Here is a 15,463-nt window from a genome sequence, read left to right as displayed (position 1 = left end):
GTGTAAAAATGGATGGTCAATTTAGATCGTTCAAGAAAAATTATTATTAAATTTTAAAATTAAAAATCATGTATAATATTTTTAATATATCAAAAGAAACTGCTCCTCTATTCAAATCATGTTTTGATGCAAACGGTTCTTCCAAATCTATAGAGAAAATTATTTGGCAGTTTTTAGAAACTCCCTCAAAAAAACAGTTGGTTGATATTGCTATTGATAAAGAGACTGAAAAAGTAGCTGCGGTCTATGCAGTCTTTCCTGTACATTTTCAAATAGATCGTAAAAAAGTTTTGGCTTGCCAATCTTTAGATACGATGACAGATGTAGATTACAGAGGTAAAGGGCTTTTTGTAAAATTAGCTGCAGATGTTTATCAAAAAGCACATAGTGATGGTTTGAAATTAGTCTACGGGTTTCCTAATGGTAGTTCTATTCATGGATTTGTGAAAAAGTTATCATGGCAGGTATTAGATCCGGTACCGTTTTTAATAAAACCACTTAAAACAAAGTACTTTACCGATAAAATCAAAATGTTATCGTGGTTGCCTAATATCAGTCTATCCAGAAGTTACGGTTTGGGTAAAAATTATATTATCAAAAATGAAAAAGTTTTCCCAGCAGCTGTTGATGAGATTTGGAATAATTTTTCAAAAGATATTAAGGTTGCAGTTCATAGGGATAAAGCTTATTTAGATTGGCGTTATTTGAATAAACCATCAGAAGATTATATGATTGATCATATTTATTCTGGTAATAAATACATAGGGTATATCGTTTACTGTATCAAAGAGAAACACGGTGGTAAAGTAGCCTATATTATGGAGTTAGTGTATCAATTAGAATTCGAGGATGCGGCCTCATTTTTGTTAAAAAATGCATTAAATATAATCCGAAAATCTGGCGCAGATTGTATATTGGTTTGGTGTCTGGAACATTCTCCTAACTATAAAATATTTAGTAAACGAGGGTTCTTTACAATGCCCGAAAAATTCAAACCAATAGAGTTGCATTTTGGCGTGCGTGCTTTTGATGAATCCTTAGCCCACATGATTAATGATAGAAAAAACTGGTATTTAAGTTATTCAGATTCAGATACCGTATAAAAAATGGCAGGCAGTTTAATCATATCATTAGATTTTGAACTTCACTGGGGTGGTGCCGAAGTATGGAACCTAGAAGAGAAATCTGAATATTTCCTAAATACGCGTACCGTCATTTTAGAAATGCTTCAATTGTTTCAAGAATATAATATCAGAGTGACTTGGGCTACAGTTGGGTTTTTATTTGCTTCATCACGGGAAGAAGTAATGTCCTTCTCTCCGCCAAAAGAACCTTCTTATCTCAATCAAAATCTTAATTACTTCAATCTTTTTAGAAATAATGTAGTAGGACCTGATGAAGGCACAGATCCTTTTCATTTTGGTTATTCATTAATACAAGAAATTATAAAAACACCAGGACAAGAGTTAGCAAGCCATACTTTTAGCCATTATTATTGTAATGAAGAAGGACAAACAAAGGAAGAATTCGACCTAGATTTGCAAGCAACCCAAAAGATTGCAAAAAGCAAGTTTACCAAGAAATTGACTTCTTTGGTTTTCCCGCGTAACCAATACAACACTAGTTACTTAGAGTTACTAAAGGATAACGAGTATAATGTGATAAGAACCAATCCAGATGTCTGGTTTTGGAAAATGAATAATAAGTTTATTCCACTAGCGAGAGCATTGGATACTTTACTTCCTATTAGTAATAAGCTTTCTTTTAAAAATTCAGACATAAAAGAAGAGCAAGACGTGGTTCTGTTGCCTGCAAGTCGCTTTTTTAGACCCTATTCACAAAAAGAAAAATCGATCCAAAAATTAAAGATGAATAGAATTAAAAAAGAAATGCTTGTAGCAGCAAAAAAAGGGGAGAATTACCACTTATGGTGGCATCCCCATAATTTCGGCTCCTTTCCTCAGCAGAATATGATTCAGTTACGGGAGATTTTAGAATATTATAAAATACTTAACAAACAGTATGGTTTCTCTTCCAAAAATATGGGGGATTTTCAACGATAGACGTTGTTAGTGATTAGTAAACTCTTGTGTTTCGATTAAATTTTATGAAATATTTCTTTAAAATATAGTAAAAAATGAAAGATAAAATATATGCCATATCTCCTGTTTTTCTCCAGGAATTACTCATCACTATTTTTAATTGGCTCGCCTACAAAAAACGTTACGGTGGCTCTTATCGGAAGTTCAGAACTATTTTTAAAGAAAATAGAACATTATTTTTGGCGCAATTAAAAGCCACGCAAAAAGAACGGTTTTCTGTTTTCCTAAAGAACGCAAAAACCAGTTCTGCTTTCTATAAAAATTATCCTGATGTCGATTTATCAGAACTGCACCAATTGCCGATTCTTAAAAAAGAAGACTTAAGGAAAAATATCGCCGATATTTTTACAGTGCCTAAAGCAACAGGCATTGTTTCTAAAACTGGAGGTACAACCGGAAAATCTTTAGAGGTTCTTTTTACGAACGACAATATGCAGGAAAGATTTGCGATGTTAGATGACTTTCGAAATCGTTTCGGCTATCAATTAGGCAAAAAAACGGCCTGGTTTTCGGGTAAAAATTTACTAACAGATAAAGATATTCGGCAAAATCGGTTTTGGAAAACCGATTTTCTTTATAAAGTTCGTTATTATTCTACTTTTCACATCAAAGACGCCTATCTACAATCTTACGTTCAAGATTTAATAAAATTTCAACCTGAATACTTAGTGGGTTTTCCCTCCAGCATTTTAGAAATTGCAAAATTTGGCTTGAAAAATAAAATCGTCTTTCCAGCGAATACGGTTAAGGCTATTTTCCCCACGGCAGAAACATTAACAGAAGAGATGTACGAGGTCATAGAATCGTTCTTTAAAACCAAAATGTATAACCAATATGCCTCTTCCGAAGGCGCACCATTTATTATTGAATGCAGCAATGGTAATTTACATCTGGAACTGCAAAGTGGCGTTTTCGAAGTATTAGATGAAAATAACAATCCAACTCGATCAGGTAAATTAGTCCTGACCTCTTTTACCACCGAAGGTACTCCGTTGATTCGGTATGACATCGGAGATTCTATCACCTTGGAAAATGAGTCCAAAACTTGTTCTTGCGGTAATCATAATCCTTTGGTGAAAGAAATATTAGGTCGAATTGATGACTATATTTATTCCCCTGAAAACGGCAAAATTAATTTAGGCAATATTTCCAATACTTTGAAAGATACGGAAGGAATTATAAAATTTCAGGCCATTCAGGATGACCTCAACCAAATTGTAGTCAAAGTCATGAAAGACGATAAAGAATTTTCAGAAAAAGTCGAAAAACAGTTGATACAAAACTGGCGAGATAGGATAGGAGACCAAATGATTCTGGATATTCAATACGTAGAGGATATCCCAACCGAAAAAAGCGGGAAGTTCAGAATGGTTAAGAACAATGTCAAGCATCTTATTTCCGAGGAAAAATAACTAATCATTTCTGCTTGGAGCGATTCAAATAATACAGCCGTACTAAATCCAGATATAGCAGGTTTCTAAAGTAAATAATCGTACCTGCCATTTTGGTATAGCCAATAAATTGCTGCTTTCGGTATTTCCTCACCGTGCGGTTCGTTACTTTAAGCAGCGCACACACGTCTTGCTCTGTTAATACATTAGCCGCGGTCAGGGGTACAACGCCGTTTCTTAATTCTTTGTGCATCGCCTCGAGTTCCTCGTGCCACTGCAATAATTGAGCTTCGCTGAAAAGGGGTGGAGTTTTCATGATAGTAAGGTTGATAGTTTTACATTATAGAGTTATTGTTTTAGATTTTAAATTTGCCGGTTTGGGCTACCGAAGTTAAAAACTATTTCTCAACCATAAAACCCCAAAACTCAATTAGGGTGAAACCACCCTGCATTTAGGGCGAATACACGCATCCCCCCAAAGCAAGCTATGTATCATTAATAAATGATCAATGATCACTCATAAACGATCGCTTACCATTACTCATTACCCATTACCCATTACCCATCAATTATCAAAGATCAATGATCAACGATGAACGATACCTCGATCTCCCCCGCAATCCCCCTCGCCACCCCTCGCGCGCCCCTTAACCACCCCAAGCTCACCCTCTAAGTTGGTATTTGTCCGGGGGTAAAACGGAAGATTTCGGAAGATTTCGGAACGCTTGGCAAAACTTACCAACCTGCGGTCTACGTTTGTCAGACTAAATAATTTTTTTAACATTTTAAAACTTAACGCTATGGGAAAACTAATTGATTCCTTGCTGTCGGGTTCCTCCGGCACCGTTGGCCGCCTGGTGGTTGCCAATGTTTCAGGAAATGAAATTTTGCGCGCACGTCCCCGCAAAAGAACCAAAGCCGCTACGGCGAAACAACTGCTTATTCAATCGCGCATGACCAAAAGTTACGACTTCATGCTGCCCTACAAAGAATTTGCAAAAATCTATTTCGGTACCCGGTCGGGCATGAAGTCACCCTTCAACCAGGCCATGACCAATGTCCTCTACGCTTTCAAGCTCGACTATGTCCTCAACGTCATTACGCCAACCTATTCTGAAATTGAATTTGCGCGTGGCTCGTTGCTGGGTGCCGTGCCGACCGGTCTAACCGCCGCTACACCGCTCACGTTTGACCTAACCTGGTTTGAAAACAGTAATGCAGATCCTCTCCGCGAAACCGATGCCGTCCAATTGCTCTACATCGCCGAAGGTGACTCCAAACCCACCTTCATGGAAAACGTCGCCGTCCGCCTCGCTGCCACCGTGACGATTCCACTCGCACCCAGTTTCCAGGGCAAAACCCTCCACGTCTGGCTCGCCTTCCGCTCCGCCGACCTCAAGCTGGTCTCCCTGTCCTCCTACGCCGGCACCGTCCTCATCACCTAACCCTAACCAACTTCTGACCTACTTGTCAGAAGTTTTTTATTAATTAAACTCCAGCACTCACCACCCAGCACCAATAAATGATGAATGATCATTGATGATTGATGCAAGACCAAACCTCGTCATTGCGAGCAGTGAGGCACGAACGACAGCTTGTCCGCCGCGGCGTAAGACAATTCTCGTCATTGCGAGGAGTGAGGCACGAACGACGAAGCAATCTCAACTCAAGTAATGCATTATAGACTAAGCAGCAATGTTCAATCGAGATTGCTTCAGCGGCTTTCAAAACAACACATAATTGAAAAGGATTAGCGCCGCTTCGCAATGACAAACCCTCGTCATTGCGAGAAGTGAGGCACGAACGACAGCTTGTCCGCCCCGGCGGAAAGTAATCTAGACTCGAGTAATGCATTATAAACCAAGTAACAAAGTTCAATCGAGATTGCTTCAGCGGCTAGAAAATCCTCGCCAATTAATAACGCTGCCCACCACTTCGCAATGACCAACCCCTCGTCATTGCGAGGAGTGAGGCACGAACGACGAAGCAATCTCAACTCAAGTAAAGCATGATAAAACTAAGCAACAAAGTTCAATCGAGATTGCTTCAGCGGCTAGAAAATCCTCGCCAATTGCTAAACCCATCTGCCACTTCGCAATGACAGGTCCACGTCATTGCGAGGAGTGAGGCACGAACGACAGCTTGTCCTCATGTGTTAAAGCAATATCGCCAACTTAGCGTGCCTTCAAAAAGACTTAGGAGCATTTTGCGTTAATAAAAATTGCAATTTCTTCCCACTGACTTTCTCACCTAGCAACTCCTAAAAATTCCCATTGTTTGAGTGGCGGCAAAAATTTAGAGTTGATATGGAATCAATCATTCCGCCCGAGTTTTGGGGATTTTCTTAGAAGAAATTGTAGTTTTTTAGCAAAACGATCCAGTCTTGATTTTTTCGTTCTTTTGCATCAAGGCAAAAGGACTTAATAAAAAATATTGTGTATTATTAAAACACATTAATATAACTATTTTCATTGTAGCAACAGATCTTTTATAATATTTGCGGATTAATTGCAAAGTTTAAATCGAGATTGCTTCAGCGGCTAGAAAACACTTCGCCAATTGATAAGTCTGTCAGCCACTTCGGAAATGACAAGTCCACGTCATTGCGCGAAGTGAGGCACGAACGACGAAGCAATCTCGACTCGACTAATGCATTATAAACTAAGTAACATAGTTAAATCGAGATTGCTTCAGCGGCTAGATAATCCTCGCCAATTGCTAAATCCATCCGCCACTTCGCAATGACGTAACCTCGTCATTGCGAGGAGTGAGGCACGAACGACAGCTTGTCCGCCGCGGCGGACAAGCAATCTCAACTCAAATAATGCATTATAAACTAAGTAACAAAATTCAATCGAAATTGCTTCTGCGGCTAGAAAAGCGCCAACACCAGTCAACCAGCACCATCAATCTTTAACCTTTATTTTAATCAGATAAAACTTTATCTTTGCCCAATCTAATACCTAGCCTTGAAAAAACTTATCCGCATTACTACGGTTCCAATTTCCCTGGATAAACTCTTAGGTAATCAACTTACATACATGAATCAGTTCTATGACGTTACTGCCATATCCGCTGATGACAAAGAACTCCAAAGGGTAACCAAAAAATATGGCGTGAAGTACCATCATCTCGAGATGACCCGGACCATTTCTCCCCTTAAAGATCTTACTGCGGTTTTTAAGCTCTATCAGTTTTTAAAAAAAGAAAAACCTGAAATTGTTCACAGCCACACCCCAAAAGCCGGCATCGTCGGTATGATGGCTGCTTTTTTAGCCGGAGTTCCCCACCGCTTTCACACCGTTGCTGGCTTGCCCCTATTAGAAGCTACGGGAACCAAAAGAAAGGTCTTGAACTTTGTTGAAAAGCTAACCTATTCCTTTGCCACCAAAGTCTACCCCAATTCTTTCGGTTTAAAAGAAATCATTACGCAGAACCATTTTTGTAAACCTAACAAATTAGAAGTCATCGCCAACGGAAGCTCCAATGGCATCGATACTGCTTATTTCAGCCCCCTTCATTTCTCCGACCTTGACAATGATAACCTCCGAAACACACTAGACCTAAAAACCGATGACTTTGTCTTCATTTTCATTGGGCGCTTGGTAGGTGATAAAGGGATTAATGAACTCATCACGGCTTTTAAATCCTTAGCCCTTCCCCAAGTGAAATTACTCTTAGTCGGTCACTATGAACCAAATTTAGATGCCTTAAAACCTGCAACCCTTCAGGAAATTGACCTTACTGCTAATATCATAACCGTTGGTTTTCAACCTGATGTTCGTCCTTACTTTGCCATTGCCAATGCCTTGGTTTTCCCCAGTTACCGCGAAGGTTTTCCTAATGGGGTTCTGCAGGCGGGTGCCATGGGTTTACCCAGTATCGTCACCAATATCAACGGGTGTAATGAAATAATCCAGGATCGCCAAAACGGTTTGATTATTCCGGTAAAAGATCCTGTTGCCCTGGAAAAAGCCATGCGCCTCCTAGTGGAAGATCAAACGTTATATCAAAAGCTTCAACAGCAGGCCCGAAAAAAAGTAGTAGACAACTATGAGCAGCAAGTCGTTTGGGAAGCTTTGTTGGCAGCCTATAAAAAAGAAACAGACCATGTATAAATCTTTCTTTAAAAGACTTCTTGATTTCACTGCAGCTGCTTTAGGTTTGTTGGTGCTAAGTCCCGTCTTTTTAATCGTCACTGTCGGACTCTTCTTTGCCAATCAAGGCAAGCCCTTTTTTGTTCAAAAGCGCCCGGGTTTGCAGGGCAAGATTTTCAGCATTCTGAAGTTTAAAACCATGACCGATCAAAGAGATGCTCAAGGTAATTTGTTGCCAGATCATAACCGCCTAACATCGCTCGGGTCTTTTGTGCGCAAGACCTCTTTGGATGAAATCCCCCAATTATTTAATGTCCTCACTGGAGACATGAGTTTAATCGGTCCTCGCCCCTTGTTGCCCCAATATCTTCCTTTATACAATGCCTTTCAGCAGCAAAGACACAACGTCAGACCTGGCATTACAGGCTGGGCTCAAGTCAATGGTCGCAATGCCATCAGCTGGGAGCAGAAATTTGAATATGATGTTTGGTACACCCAAAATATTAGTATACTTTTAGATATCAAAATACTGTTCTTAACCTTGAAGAAAGTTTTGGTACGAGAGGGTATTTCACAGGAGGGGCAGGTAACAATTGAAGCGTTTAAAGGTAATTTCTAAAATATGAAGGAAAAATACTATCTATTTGGAGGCAGTGGTCATGGTAAAGTAGTGGCAGATATTTTAATATCCAGCAACATCAACGTACACACCGTTCTCGATGATCATCCTGCAGAAAGCACGCTGCTTAATATTCCCATCATTTCTACAAAATCTTACGTCCCCACGCCTAATGATCAGTTCATCGTAGCCATCGGCAATAACTGGATTCGGAAAAAGATTGTCGAAACCCATGCCTTTTCTTATTTTAAAGCCATCGCACCTGCCGCTAATGTTTCGCAGTTTGCTGAAGTAGGAGAGGGGACGATGATTATGCCGAAAGCCGTGGTCAATGCAGGAACTAAACTGGGTAAGCACTGTATAATGAATTCTGGCAGTATCGTAGAACATGATTGTGTGCTAGGAGATTACGTTCACGTTTCTCCCAATGCAGCCGTTGCAGGACACTGTACTATTGGCGAAGGAAGTCAGATCGGAATGGGAGCCAGTGTGATTCAATGCCTTACGATTGGGAAATGGGCCATCATTGGTGCCGGTGCAGTCATCATCAGAGATGTTCCCGATTACGCAGTGGTTGTGGGTAATCCAGGCCGCATTATTAAATTCAATAAACCTGAGTGATAACCAAACGTTTCTTTGATCTCTTTTTTGCGCTGCTGAGCCTACTCCTGCTGAGCGGTATTTTACTTCTTTGTTTAATGATTGCCAGCATCGATACCAAGTCTTTTGGTCTTTTTGTTCAGGATCGCATTGGTCAGCACGGTAAAACCTTTCGCATTTATAAAATTAAATCGTTCAGTGACACGACCCAAAAAGTAACCTCATTTGGTTGTTTCCTACGAGCTTCCAAACTCGACGAGCTTCCACAACTGTTCAACATCATCTTAGGTCAAATGAGTTTTGTAGGTCCACGGCCTGACATTCCAGGCTATGCTGATGTACTGCCAGAAAAAGACCGACTTCTCCTCAATCTAAAACCTGGCCTTACCGGTTTAGCTTCCCTCAAATACCGCGACGAAGAACACCTGCTCTCCACCCAACCCAACCCTTTACAATACAACGATACCATCATCTGGCCAGATAAAGTCCGTCTGAACAACTGGTACGCCCAACACCGCACCTTCACCATGGATCTAACCCTCCTGTTTTACACCGCCTTGCCCTTCCTTTCCTTTGATGCGGAAAAGTATATAGCGGAAAGGGGTGGGTGAGCGATGAGTGATGGCTGGGTCCTGTCATTGCGAAGCGGCTCTCATTATTTGCACTCGCATTCTCATCCTCATTCTCATCAATCACCTATTATTTTGAAAACCGCTGAAGCAACCAAGTTCCTGTCTTTGCGAAGCGACACCCATTATTTTCTATTATCTATAATTTTGAAGCCGCTGAAGCAATCTCGATTGAGCTTTGCCACTTAATCTACACTTGCACTCATAAGCCCAGATTGCTTCCTCGCTCGTGCCTCACTCCTCGCAATGACGAGGTAGGTCATTGCGAAGCGGCTCTCAACGTTCTTAATTATTTAGTATTTTCAAAGCCGCTGAAGCAATCTCGATTGAGTTTGTCACCTTAAGCAACACTTGCACTTATAAACCCAGATTGCTTCGTCGTTCGTTCCTCACTCCTAGTAATGATGAGGTTGTGTCATTGCGAAGCGGCTGCAAAAATTTTCAATTAGACCGCATTTGAAAGCCGCTGAAGCAATCTCGATTGAGTTGGTCAACCTAATCCACACTTGCACTCAAAAGCCCAGATTGCTTTCCGCCGCGGCGGACAAGCTGTCGTTCGTTCCTCTCTCCTCGCAATGACGAGGTTCCTGTCATTGCGAAGCGGCAACCATCCTTTTCAGTTATACACCATTGTGAAAGCCGGTGAAGCAATCTTGATTAGGCTCCGCCACGTAACCTACAATTGCACTTATAAGCCCAGATTGCTTTCCGCCGCGGCGGACAAGTTGTCGTTCGTTCCTCACTCCTCGCAATGACGAGGTTGCTGTCATTGCGAAGCGGCTGCTAGAATTTTCAATTAGATCGCATTTGAAAGCCGCTGAAGCAATCTCGATTAAGCTAGTCACCGTAAGCAACATTTGCACTCAAAAGCCCAGACTGCTTTCCGCCGCGGCGGACAAGCTGTCGTTTGTGCCTCACTCCTCGCAATGACGAGGTTGTGTCATTGCGAAGCGGCATCCATTATTTTCAATTATCTGTAATTTTGAGGCCGCTGAAGCAATCTCAATTGAGCTGATCCATTTACTCTAGACTTGCACCTATAAACCCAGATTACTTTCCGCCGCGGCGGACAAGCTGTCGTTCGTTCCTCACTCCTCGCAATGACGAGGTTCCTGTCATTGCGAAGCGGCTGCTAGAATTTTCAATTAGACCGCATTTGAAAGCCGCTGAAGCAATCTCGATTAAGCTGGTCAACTTAAGCTATACTTGCACTTATGAGCCCAGATTGCTTCGTCGTTCGTGCCTAACTCCTCGCAATGACGAGGTTCCTGTCATTGCGAAGCGGCGGAAGGCATTTTCAACGATTTATTATTTTGAAAGCCGATTTCTTCAAGTCGCTGAAACAATCTCCCGTAATTATTCCTAACTTCGATTAATGAAACCCGGTTTTATATACATTCTGACTAATAAAACGCACACTGTACTGTATGTTGGGGTGACTTCCAATTTGCCACGAAGAATATTGGAGCACAAAGAAAAGAAATATCAGAATAGTTTTAGTCGCAGGTATAACGTCGATCAACTTGTCTATTGGGAATCCTTTCAAGAAATCGGCGACGCCATCATGCGCGAAAGGCAACTCAAAGGTGGTTCCCGACAAAAGAAACTTGATTTAATCAACAGATTAAATCCGCAGTGGACTGACTTGTACGAAAGTATACTCGATATTATGAATCCTTTTTCGTGAGATTGCTTCGTCGTTCGTTCCTCACTCCTCGCAATGACGAGGTTCCTGTCATTGCGAAGCGGCTCCCGTTATTATCAGTCTCCTATTACTTTGAAAGCCGCTAAAGCAATCTCGATTGAGTTTGTCAACTTAAACAACACTTGCACTTATGAGCCCAGCTTGCTTCGTCGTTCGTGCCTCACTCCTCGCACTGACGAGTCAATAAAAATCCAGGAAAGTAAACTTCCCTGGATAATCAATAATCTATTGTATTCTACACCAAACCTATTTCTTAATTACTTTTATCGTGTTGCTTTCGGTGTCAGAATTTACTTTAATTAAATAAGTTCCTTTTGCAAAAGTACTTAAGTCAATGGTCGAATTCTTAGCCGACGGATCTAATTTGAAACTCGTTACCAACTGACCAGTTACTGAATAGACTTGAACACTGTTCAATTTCGATTGTTTATTATTTTGAATCGTTAACAAACCAGCGGTTGGGTTTGGATAAACCTGCACCCCATTTTTCAGAGCGGAAGCTTCCACGGCCAGGACCGGTTCTGTACAGTTGTAAATATAAAGCTCGTCTAAATACCAACCGTCGTTACCGTTGCATCCATCGGTACCCATTTCAAATCGCAACTGAAGGTTTGCGCCTGCAACAACTCCGATTTTGGAGAGGTCAATGACGCTTTGTCCCCAGCTTCCACCGAGTGACCCGCCATCAGTTCCGCTAAAGGCGCCTTGTCCTTTCATGGGATTGTCACTTTGGGACGTGCCATCTAAATTGATATTATAAGCATTTTGACTAAAAGCTGTTTTTGGAACCACCGTCCACGTACCGCCATTTAAGCTATATTTGATATTTCCGCCATCCCATTTCGCTTCGGTAGCGACATAATGATTAAAGGCCATTTCGTATTTCCCGGCTGTAAAAGTAGGGAAGTTAATGACTGGACTTTCTAAACGAAGGATTCCGTTTTGCATGCTGTTCGTACAGTTTCCATTAACAGGATCGGCACCGAAAATACCTTTGCCGGTTCTGCCTTTAGGCAAAGTATTTTTAATAACCCAGTTTCTGTTTTCCCAAGAAGCAGGATTGGTCGGTACATTACTAACGGTCCAGTTTCCTAAGCCGTTTTCCCAGGTTTCTGTAAATAAGGCTCCCGAAACAGCGTCTGTACATAAGGCAGGCGTTGGTTTCAAAAGTGGAAGGTAATTACACTGCGTATTGGGCGAAGATCGCAGCTGTACAGAAAGGATGGCATTTTTAAGATTTTGCATATCACTTTCCGCCCAGGATTGTCCACTTAATCCCGCTGCCGTAACGCTCGTAGATAAACCTTGTAAATCAACACCAACGAGGTCGTTCGCTGCAGCTTCTAAAGCATCTGCAAAAACAGCAAAGTCACTTGTTCGAGTCAGATAGTTTCGCTGAGCTCTCCACCACAAATGGGCTGCTTTTACGAAACCAACACTGCTGATCGTGTATCCGTTATAAGTTCCGCCGTCTACCAACAAGGCATAAAGGTGGTTGGGAACTCCAGAGTTGCGGTGCACGCCACCCGAATCACCAGTTCCACAGTAGTACATACTCTCTAAAACGCGTCCTGGATTATTATTACAGTTTGGATTCCAAAGGTCCCGGATCGGACTTCCAAACGCCGTTGCTTTCTCACCCATTTTCCAGCGTTGGCTTCCTGAGCAAGTAGTCGTCGTTCTAATCGCTAAGTTCTCGCCCTCGTCATCATAGCCGTTCATCAGGTCGATGGTTTCTCCCCAAACATCTGAGTATGATTCATTCAAAGCGCCAGACTGGTATTGGTAAATCAAGCCACTCGTATATTCGGTATAAGCATGTCCCCATTCATGTGCAACCACATCATCAGACGCAGTTCCCGTACAGTAATTGGCCGTGACCCCATTCCAGTTCGCATTAGGACAGCTGATGCCAGGATCATTATTCACCGTGATCATGGTGGCATCGTTGTTATTAAATGAAATATAATTAAAGGCATTTTTAAAGAAATTGTAAACATGCTCTGACGTTATTACTTCACTTTGTTGCCATTGATCTAAAAGTCCCGGTAAGGCGTCGCCTTCTTTCCATTTTAAATTGCTGGGATTTCTACTGGTTTCATACAGTTTTCGATCGATCGGGTGGATGCCTGTAAATTGCTCCACCAAATCTCCCGTGTGGGCATCAATAAACAAAAACTCTCGCACTTCATTTTTATTGGTAACTTCCACTTCATACGCCAAATAGGGAACTGCCTGTCCACCTTGTACCAAGTTTTTAGGGAAGATTAAAAGATTGTTTTTTCCAATTCCTAAAGGATTTTTTGAGCGGGTAAGTCCTTGTTTAATCACTAAGTTTTTTGCGATCGCACCTGCTTCTGCTTGGGAAAGGGTTGGGTTTGCATTTACTTTAATATTAGCCAAGGTATTTCCATTTAGGGAAGATAATTGTCCTTTTCCATTAAAGTGAAATTTCAAAATCCCATCATAAACGGGAACGCCTTGGAAATACTGTCGGTACACGACATTACTGAGTCCATAACTGTCCGTAAATTCCTCGACAAAAACGAGGTCTTTTGAAGAATTCAGGTTAAAAGCTTTAAAGTTGGCGGCCAAAAACTCATCAACTTTCGCTTTGGCTTGCACTGATTTTAACTGAAGTGCCGCCGGATTTTCAAACCGAATGAAATTGGGATTTGAAGTACTTTTGCTCATGGTAACGCTGGCGTTGGTTTGGAATTTTAACTTTGCTAATTCTTTTGATTCCTGAGCGAAACCACTAGAAAAAGCCAAAGATAAGGAGAGAAGTAATGTTCTTTTCATAACTATATTTGATTTGACACAAATATAATGTATTTCACAGGTTCAGTATTTAGTTTTTCTAAAAAGTTTCTCATCGACTTTAGATAAAATCCAGTACTTATCTTAAGAAACTCTTTTCCACCCTTTAGGGTCGGGGAGAGAAAAGAGTTTCTTTTTATGGCAAATATTAAACAACGAAGTACAATAATTAGTGTATGATTAATTTAAAAGAAAATCGAAAATTACTTAACCACTAATGGCACTAATAAAAGCTCAAATGTCACAAATTATTAGTGTCATTAGTGAACATAGTTGTGGGATTTGTGGTAAAAAATAAAATTTTATCATTAATAATCCATAATCCATAATCCATAATCCATCATCCATCATCCATCACTCAGCCTCAACATCTCTCACTTAAATCCCTCCAAAATCTCCTCCTTCGTCACTTTTCCAAAAAACTCCGTCAAGTCCAACGTTGAAAATAGGTTATCTAAGTTAGCGAGTTCATGTTTCTGCCCAATTAGTTTTTCCTCTAACAATTCAATCGGCTTCGAGGCAAAGAAGTCGCCAAATATTTTCGCTTTGTCAATCAGACCGTTAACAACATCTAAGTGAACTTCAATAAATCCGGCCGGAACCTTTATGGCTTTCTTAAAATTATAATTTGGCGAGAAACCAAAATTCCAATCCCAGGTTTCATACTTTTCGGCCATCAGCTGATGAATGCCTTTCAAATCTTCTTCAGTCAACTCGTAATGCTCGGCCTCTGGATTGTTTTTGATGATCTCTTCGGTGAGCAGTTTTTTAAGTTGGTCGGTGGTTGTTTCTTTAGGCAAATAGTCGATGAGGTTGGTCACCCGCGACCGGTTCGATTTGATGGCTTTGTCAATGAATTTTAGCGGATTCACTTTTAGGGCATCTCCCAAAACTTCCATTTCAGAATTCAACAAAATGGTACCATGCTGAATCATCTTACCATGACGGGCGAGTTTCGCGTTGCCACTGAATTTCTTACCGTTTACTAATAAATCATTTCGACCCTCTAAAACCGCGGGTACGCCCAGTTTATTAAGCATATTCAGCACGGGTTGCGTAAAGAAGGAGAAATCGCCAAAATCATTTTGACCCAAAAGCGTATGAAAGGAAAAGTTAAGGTTTCCCAGATCGTGATAGACCGTTCCGCCACCCGACATGCGCCGCACGACTTTGATACCGTGGTCATTGACGTAATCCAAATTAATTTCCGCTAGCGTATTTTGAAACTTACCCACAATAATGGAAGGTGCATTCAGATACAGCAGGAAAATGTCTTCAGTGGTAAATTTCTTGAGCAAGTATTCTTCAGAGGCGATATTGAAATAGGCGTTGTTGGAAGAGGAGTCGATAAGAAGCATAGGTTTTCTTTTTAACAAAATTAAACATTTCACCGCATAAAAAATATTGTCATTTCTTTAAAAAAAGAATCAATAGTTCAACTGCTAAGCAACGTAATTATAAAAAAAGACCGCTATAAAAGCGGCCTTTGATTATCTATCC

Annotated in this window: 13 protein-coding genes; 9 read left to right on the top strand and 4 right to left on the bottom strand. The window is 40.9% G+C overall.

Translation table 11 applies throughout. The features are described from left to right. Positions 1-68 precede the first annotated feature (68 nt). The 3 genes from BMX49_RS13290 (at position 69) to BMX49_RS13280 (ending at position 3,514) form a co-directional block, all read left to right on the top strand. Complete coding sequence (locus BMX49_RS13290; protein WP_034719329.1) at positions 69-1,103, top strand: GNAT family N-acetyltransferase; 1,035 nt, start codon at positions 69-71, stop codon at positions 1,101-1,103. 3 nt (positions 1,104-1,106) lie between these two features. Beyond that, the gene (locus BMX49_RS13285; RefSeq protein WP_034719331.1) at positions 1,107-2,063 is read left to right on the top strand and encodes a polysaccharide deacetylase family protein; all 957 of its coding nucleotides are present in this window, start codon (positions 1,107-1,109) and stop codon (positions 2,061-2,063) included. Positions 2,064-2,137: 74 nt separating this feature from the next. After that, a complete protein-coding gene (locus tag BMX49_RS13280; RefSeq protein WP_034719333.1) occupies positions 2,138-3,514 on the top strand; it encodes a phenylacetate--CoA ligase family protein in 1,377 nt (458 codons plus the stop codon). A gap of 4 nt (positions 3,515-3,518) precedes the next feature. Here the strand turns inward: BMX49_RS13280 and BMX49_RS13275 are convergent, their stop codons facing one another. Continuing rightward, positions 3,519-3,809 carry a helix-turn-helix domain-containing protein gene (locus BMX49_RS13275; protein WP_034719336.1) on the bottom strand — a complete coding sequence of 97 codons (291 nt, stop codon included), beginning with the start codon at positions 3,807-3,809 and terminating at the stop codon, positions 3,519-3,521. A 484-nt stretch (positions 3,810-4,293) separates the two neighbouring features. On the opposite strand from BMX49_RS13275, the gene BMX49_RS13265 reads away from it, so the two are divergent. Beyond that, entirely contained in the window at positions 4,294-4,938 is a 645-nt protein-coding gene (locus BMX49_RS13265) for a DUF6266 family protein (protein ID WP_034719340.1), read from the top strand. A 57-nt stretch (positions 4,939-4,995) separates the two neighbouring features. On the opposite strand, the gene BMX49_RS14900 is transcribed toward BMX49_RS13265, so the two are convergent. Next, positions 4,996-5,121 (bottom strand): hypothetical protein, encoded by a 126-nt coding sequence (locus BMX49_RS14900; protein ID WP_260242699.1) that lies wholly within the window; start codon positions 5,119-5,121, stop codon positions 4,996-4,998. A 1,341-nt stretch (positions 5,122-6,462) separates the two neighbouring features. Here BMX49_RS14900 and BMX49_RS13260 point away from each other — a divergent pair. The 5 genes from BMX49_RS13260 (at position 6,463) to BMX49_RS13240 (ending at position 11,125) form a co-directional block, all read left to right on the top strand. Continuing rightward, positions 6,463-7,611, top strand: a complete 1,149-nt coding sequence (locus BMX49_RS13260; RefSeq protein ID WP_034719342.1) for a glycosyltransferase family 4 protein — start codon at positions 6,463-6,465, stop codon at positions 7,609-7,611. Continuing rightward, positions 7,604-8,209 carry a sugar transferase gene (locus BMX49_RS13255; RefSeq protein ID WP_034719345.1) on the top strand — a complete coding sequence of 202 codons (606 nt, stop codon included), beginning with the start codon at positions 7,604-7,606 and terminating at the stop codon, positions 8,207-8,209. Before BMX49_RS13260 ends, BMX49_RS13255 begins: the two co-directional genes overlap by 8 nt. Before the next feature lie 3 nt (positions 8,210-8,212). Next, complete coding sequence (locus BMX49_RS13250) at positions 8,213-8,830, top strand: acetyltransferase (RefSeq protein WP_034719346.1); 618 nt, start codon at positions 8,213-8,215, stop codon at positions 8,828-8,830. Beyond that, a complete protein-coding gene (locus BMX49_RS13245; protein WP_311316295.1) occupies positions 8,827-9,420 on the top strand; it encodes a sugar transferase in 594 nt (197 codons plus the stop codon). The genes BMX49_RS13250 and BMX49_RS13245 overlap by 4 nt, the downstream gene beginning before the upstream one ends. 1,393 nt (positions 9,421-10,813) lie before the next feature. Beyond that, the gene (locus BMX49_RS13240; RefSeq protein WP_034719348.1) at positions 10,814-11,125 is read left to right on the top strand and encodes a GIY-YIG nuclease family protein; all 312 of its coding nucleotides are present in this window, start codon (positions 10,814-10,816) and stop codon (positions 11,123-11,125) included. Between the two features lie 264 nt (positions 11,126-11,389). Here BMX49_RS13240 and BMX49_RS13235 read toward each other — a convergent pair whose 3' ends face one another. Next, a complete protein-coding gene (locus tag BMX49_RS13235; protein ID WP_034719351.1) occupies positions 11,390-13,945 on the bottom strand; it encodes a M4 family metallopeptidase in 2,556 nt (851 codons plus the stop codon). Positions 13,946-14,337: 392 nt separating this feature from the next. Continuing rightward, positions 14,338-15,321, bottom strand: coding sequence for a lipoate--protein ligase (gene lplA / locus BMX49_RS13230; protein WP_034719353.1), 984 nt, complete (start codon positions 15,319-15,321; stop codon positions 14,338-14,340). Positions 15,322-15,463: the final 142 nt, after the last annotated feature.

The organism is Kaistella antarctica, from assembly GCF_900109615.1.
Taxonomy (GTDB): domain Bacteria; phylum Bacteroidota; class Bacteroidia; order Flavobacteriales; family Weeksellaceae; genus Kaistella; species Kaistella antarctica.
Note: the sequence above shows the minus strand (reverse complement) of the source record. Positions and strands in the feature narration are given on the sequence as shown.

Bases quoted from the DNA above. Each gene is read 5' to 3' on its own strand.
- BMX49_RS13265 (WP_034719340.1), top strand. From the start codon at position 4,294: ATGGGAAAACTAATTGATTCCTTGCTGTCGGGTTCCTCCGGCACCGTT.
- lplA (WP_034719353.1), bottom strand. From the start codon at position 15,321: ATGCTTCTTATCGACTCCTCTTCCAACAACGCCTATTTCAATATCGCC.
- BMX49_RS14900 (WP_260242699.1), bottom strand. From the start codon at position 5,121: ATGACGAGAATTGTCTTACGCCGCGGCGGACAAGCTGTCGTTCGTGCC.
- BMX49_RS13275 (WP_034719336.1), bottom strand. From the start codon at position 3,809: ATGAAAACTCCACCCCTTTTCAGCGAAGCTCAATTATTGCAGTGGCAC.
- BMX49_RS13285 (WP_034719331.1), top strand. From the start codon at position 1,107: ATGGCAGGCAGTTTAATCATATCATTAGATTTTGAACTTCACTGGGGT.
- BMX49_RS13280 (WP_034719333.1), top strand. From the start codon at position 2,138: ATGAAAGATAAAATATATGCCATATCTCCTGTTTTTCTCCAGGAATTA.
- BMX49_RS13255 (WP_034719345.1), top strand. From the start codon at position 7,604: ATGTATAAATCTTTCTTTAAAAGACTTCTTGATTTCACTGCAGCTGCT.
- BMX49_RS13240 (WP_034719348.1), top strand. From the start codon at position 10,814: ATGAAACCCGGTTTTATATACATTCTGACTAATAAAACGCACACTGTA.
- BMX49_RS13250 (WP_034719346.1), top strand. From the start codon at position 8,213: ATGAAGGAAAAATACTATCTATTTGGAGGCAGTGGTCATGGTAAAGTA.
- BMX49_RS13290 (WP_034719329.1), top strand. From the start codon at position 69: ATGTATAATATTTTTAATATATCAAAAGAAACTGCTCCTCTATTCAAA.
- BMX49_RS13235 (WP_034719351.1), bottom strand. From the start codon at position 13,945: ATGAAAAGAACATTACTTCTCTCCTTATCTTTGGCTTTTTCTAGTGGT.